The following is a 4350-nucleotide window of genomic DNA, read 5'->3' as shown; positions in this document are numbered from 1 at the left end:
GACGACGCCGCCGGCGGGCCGCCGCGCCCCCCGCGGCCGGTGGGCGCGCTGCCGGGTCTGGGGGCCGGCCGGGCCGTCGAGGATCAGCTCACCGACCGCGAGGTCGTCCACGACGATCCCGGCCGCCTCGTCCCAGGCCCCGGCCGCGACCGCCCGGGCCACCGCGCCGTGCACGTCGCCGCGGCCGGCCAGCCAGCGGGCGGCCCGCAGCCCGGCCGCGCGGGCCTGCCCGGCCGGCAGGCCCAGCCGGTCGCGCAGGGTCTGGCCGAGCAGCGGGTGGACCCGGTACTGCGCCCGGGCCGCGTCGGCCACCTCCACGAACGCGCCGGTCCCGGCGAGCTCCTCGAGCAGGTCGGTCCCGCCGCCCTGCTCGCCGTCGCCGATCGCGGCGGCGAGGAGGTCCGCGGTGAACGTGTCGAGGAGGGCGGCGCTGCCCAGCAGGGAGCGCTGGCGCTGCGAGAGGCCGCCCAGGATCTCGCCGGAGACGTACTCCACGACGTGCTCGTGCCGCGCCAGCTCCGGGACGCCGGCGCGGGGCCGGCCCTCCATCGCCAGCGCGCACAGCCGGACGGGGGCGATCCAGCCCCGGGTCTGGCCCAGCACGTCGGCGAGGGCCTCCCCGGTCAGCTCGACGCCGTGCAGCGCGAACAGGGCCCGCACCCGCGTGGCGTCCAGCATCAGGTCGGCGCCGGCCAGCTCGCCGAGCTCCTCGGCGAGGCGGTAGCGGTGCAGCGGGAAGCGGGGCTTGTGCCGGCCGATCATCAGCAGGCGCAGGCAGCCGGCGTACCGCACCAGGTAGTCGATCTCGGCCAGCTGCTCCTCATCGAGCCAGGTCGCGCCGTCGAGGACGAGCAGCAGCGGCCGGTCCCACCCGGCCAGGGCGGCCGCCACGGCGATCGCGGCCCGGTGGTCGGCCGTGCCGGCGGCCGCCGCCTCGAGCAGCGCGGCCGGCAGCGCCACGCCGGCGCCGCGCAGCGCGGCCACCAGGTGCCGCCAGAGCCGGGCCGGCTGGTGGCGGTCGTCGCGGTCGAGCGTCAGCCAGGCCAGCGGATCGCCGGCCCCGGCGTCGGCCGCCCAGGCGGCGACGAGCTGGGTCTTGCCCGCCCCGGCCGGGCCGGTGAGCAGCGTGACCGGCAGGTCGGTCAGGCTCCAGAGCTCGTCGTGCAGCTCGGGCCGGGCCAGCGCCCGCGGCACGATCTCGGGTACGACGATCTTGGCGGGCAGCAGCGGCACCGGTCCCATGCGACCCCCTCGCCCTCGGCCGGAGCCATCTATGACATCACGTCGGGGCCCCCAGCGGGGAGGCCCGCAGCGTCGCCCAGACCACCTTGCCGTCCGCGGTCGGGGCGGTCCCCCACGCGACCGCCTCGCGCGCGACGATCCGCAGCCCGTTGCCCCGCAGCTCCAGCGGCGCGCCGGGGCGGCCCGGCCCGTCGATGACCCGGGGCGGCGTGGCCTCGCCGTCCTCGACCGCGAGGTGCAGCAGCTCGCCCCGGCGGGAGACGGTGACCGTGAGCGGCGTGCCGGCGTGCTCCACCGCGTTGGTCACCAGCTCCGAGACGATCATGCGGGCCGGGTGCAGGGCGGCGCGGAGGTCCCAGGCGAGCACGGTGTCGCCGACGAAGGTGCGGGCGTCCGACGAGGCGAGCACGGTCGCGGGCAGGTGCAGCGCCACGCGCCCCGGCGGCGGCAACCGCTCGCCCAGCGCCGCCCGGGCGAGGTCCGGCGTCTCGTAGGCCGGGATCCGCTCCTCCACACCGGCGGCGGCCAGCTCGCGGCGCTGCGCGGGCGAGGCGATCACCAGCAGCGGCACGGGCGGCCGGGCCGCGGCACTCTCCCGCTCGGCGAGATGGACCGCGCCGGCCAGCGCCCGGTCGGCGCCCTCGCACCCGGCGAGGTTGAGCAGCAGCGCCCGGGGATGCTCGGTCAGCCCCCTGCGGATCGCGGCGGTCAGGTCGATCCGCACGCGGCCGTCCCACGGACCGGCGAGCACGACCTCGACCGTCCCGAGGTCGACGTCGTCGCACAGCACCACCGATGGCTCGGCCACGGCATCCACTCTTCCCGCCGGCGTTTCGGGAGTATAAGAATTGCACACCTATTGTCGAAGGCTTGCCGTCATCCGTCAAAGACGGCGGGTCCGCACGAGCGACGGCACCGCGATCCCGCCGATGACGCCCACGGCGACGAGCAACTCCACCCAGCTGGTCGCCGCGCCGCCGGCCGGCAGGCCGATGACGTCGTTCCAGTAGTACTCCCGGACGAACCGCAGCGGCGTGGCGTAGTACGCCCGCTCGAAGAAGCTGCTGAGCACCGCGAACAGGCCCAGCACCACGACGAGCACCAGGGCCGTGACCCGGGCGCCGCGGCTGCGGGCCAGCCACGGGCGCAGGGCGGCGCCGACGAGCAGCCAGGCCGACAGGGTCAGGGCCAGCCCGAGCGTGAACGCGAGCCACCAGGTCAGCGCGCCGTCGGAGTAGGCAATGCCGGCCAGCGGGGAGACGTTCGGGTCGCGGCCGCCGACGAGGGTCCGGTGGTAGTAGGAGACCGGGCTCATCGTGGCGAGCATGAGCGCCGCGCCGGCCGCCGGCCACAGCGCGATCCACCAGCCGCGCGACCCGCCCACCGGCGCGTCCGCCGCCCGCCGGCGCCGGACCAGCAGCACGATCCCGCCCGCCGCGAGCAGACCGGCGACGACCGTGAAGAGCCAGCTCAGGGTGGTGGTGTACACCGATGACTCCGCCGCCAGGCGGTACCCGGTGCCGCCGGCGAAGGTGAACGCCGGGCGCTCGCTTCCGACGGAGAAGACCAGGTACAGGGCGAGGACCCCGCCCGCGGTGGCGAGCAGCGCGGGGCCGAGCGCGCGGTGCGCCGGTCCGGACGGGCGCCCGGTCACCGCGAGCAGCACGGTCATGCCCAGCAGGATGGCGACCGCCTTCGGCACGAGCGGGGAGAAGAACCCGGAGTGCAGCGGCGGGCGGGAGGGGTGGTCGCCGAACAGGATGCCGGCCAGGCCGAGCACCAGCACGGCGCCGCACGCGATGAGCAGCGCCTTGGTCTCGGTCCGGCTCGCCGCCGCCGCGGGCGGGGCCGGCGGCGGTGGCTCCGGCCGGTTGATCGGATGGGGACCGGCGAGCAGCTCCGGGGGGACCGTCGTGGTGGCGGCCGCGGACCCGGGGGCGGCCGTCGTGGACGCGGCGAACGGCACGACCGGTGTCGGCTGGGTCGGCGGCGACGAGACCGGCGCGGGCGAGTCGGGTGCCGGTGAGACCGGCGCGGAAGCGGGTGCCGGCGCGACCGGCGCGGGGGTTGGCGCCGGTGAGACGGGTGCCGGTGAGACCGTCGCGGGAGCGGGTGCCGGTGCGACCGGCGCCGCCGGGGCGGGGGCCGGCGACACCGGGGCGGGGGCCGGCGACACCGGGGCGGGGGCCGGGGACACCGGGGCGGGGGCCGGGGACCGGAGGACAGGCACCGGAGGTACCACCGCGGCATCCTCGGCGGCGGGAGGCAGGAGGCTGCCGAGGGCGACCACCAGCTCCGGCTGCTCCAGGACCACCGGCGGCACGCCCAGCGCCCGGTGCAGCAGGGTCTCGGCGAGCGGGACCCGGCTGCCGCCGCCGACCAGGAAGACGCCGGCCAGGCGGTCGGCGCTGACGCCGCTGGTGAACAGGGTCGCCGTGGTCAGCGTGACCGTGCGGTCCAGCCAGGGGCGGGCCAGGGCCTCGAACTCGTCGCGGGTCAGGTGCAGGTCGACGTCGAACAGCGGCACGGCGATGCCGCCGGAGGACGCCCGGCTCAGCAGTTCCTTGACCGAGCGCGCGTCGTCCCACAGCGCCTTGCGGTGGCGCCGGTCGGGCGGGCCCGCCGGGCTCTCCAGGCGGGCCCACAGCGCCGGGTCGCGCGTGGCCACCTGGGCGCCGACCCAGCCGACGATGGCCGCGTCGAGGTCCACCCCGCCGACGTCGTCGAGGCCCTGCGCGGCGGCCACCTCCCAGCCGGCGCCGGCCCGGCGGACCACGCTGATATCGAACGTGCCGCCGCCGAAGTCGTAGACGACGACCGCGTGGCCGTCGGGGACGTGGTGGCCGAGGACGGTGGTGAAGTACATGGCCGCGGCGACCGGCTCGGGCACGAGCGTCACGGCCGGCAGCCCGGCCCGGCCGGCCGCATCGAGCAGCAGCCCGCGCCGCTGCGGCCCCCAGCCGGCCGGGTGGGTCAGCACGGTGTCCTCCGGCGCCCGGCCCGCGGTCCGCGCCGCCTCCTCGCCGACCCGGCGCAGCACCGCCTCGACGGCGCCGGCGACCGGCACCTCCCGGCCGCCGAGCAGCAGCGCGCCCTCGTCGATGCGCC

Annotated in this window: 3 protein-coding genes; all 3 read right to left on the bottom strand. The window is 77.9% G+C overall.

All coding sequences use genetic code 11. The features are described 5' to 3' along the window. On the bottom strand, positions 1-1242 hold a 1242-nt coding region (locus AB0M46_RS51085), incomplete at its 3' end, for an AAA family ATPase (protein WP_363348987.1). A gap of 37 nt (positions 1243-1279) precedes the next feature. Then, positions 1280-2050: an ATP-binding protein gene (locus AB0M46_RS51080; protein WP_363348985.1), complete on the bottom strand. Its 771-nt coding sequence runs from the start codon at positions 2048-2050 to the stop codon at positions 1280-1282. Between the two features lie 75 nt (positions 2051-2125). Beyond that, positions 2126-4350: Hsp70 family protein (locus AB0M46_RS51075; RefSeq protein ID WP_363348983.1), on the bottom strand; the 2225-nt coding region annotated here is incomplete at its 5' end.

The organism is Dactylosporangium sp. NPDC051485, from assembly GCF_040682015.1.
Classification (GTDB): Bacteria; Actinomycetota; Actinomycetes; order Mycobacteriales; family Micromonosporaceae; genus Dactylosporangium.
Note: the sequence above shows the minus strand (reverse complement) of the source record. Positions and strands in the feature narration are given on the sequence as shown.